General features: G+C 58.2%; 1 protein-coding gene. It reads left to right on the top strand.

What is annotated here, in order from left to right; all coding sequences use genetic code 11:
* A partial coding sequence (locus L1069_RS23910; protein ID WP_237457304.1) for an IS3 family transposase occupies positions 1 to 441 on the top strand: 441 nt, incomplete at its 5' end.
* Positions 442 to 643 lie beyond the last annotated feature (202 nt).

Raw genomic sequence — 643 nt, 5'->3', positions numbered from 1 at the left:
TACCCGATCGCTCAGCTCTGTCGCCTTGCTGGTGTTGCGCGCAGCTGGTTTTACGGCTTTGTCCAGCCGCAACCTGCCCGGGATCAGCGGCAAAAGCTGCGGGACACCCGGGACGCCGCGTTGCTGCCAAAGATCAAAGCGGCGTTTACTCAAAGCAAAAAACGGTATGGGTCAAAGCGGGCCCACCAGGATCTGAAAGCCGATGGCGAGGACGTTTCGGAGCGGCGTGTGGCCAGAATAATGCGGGAAAACAATGTCTCACCGTGCCTGTACAAGCGCCGAAAACCGCGCACTACGGTCAGCAGTCACAGCCTCAAACCCTCACCAAATCTGTTGGAGCAACAGTTCGATTGCACCGTTCCGAACCGTGTTCGGCTCGCTGACATCACTTATGCCGACACCGCTGAAGGCTGGCTCTACGTGGCTGCCATCAAGGAATGAGACCTTGTTCGCCATTGGTTCGAGAACAATGGTCGAATGCCACGCGTGAAATTGTGGGCTGGGCCATGGACGATCATCTGCGATCGGAACTGTGCTGTGATGCCTTGAACATGGCCCTTGGGCGCCGCGGCCCGGTACCAGGGCTCATCCGCCATAGCGACCGCGGCGTGCAATATGCAGGCGGAGAATACCGCAAATTGCT

This window comes from Leisingera sp. MMG026 (genome assembly GCF_021654205.1).
GTDB lineage: Bacteria > Pseudomonadota > Alphaproteobacteria > Rhodobacterales > Rhodobacteraceae > Leisingera.
Note: the sequence above shows the minus strand (reverse complement) of the source record. Positions and strands in the feature narration are given on the sequence as shown.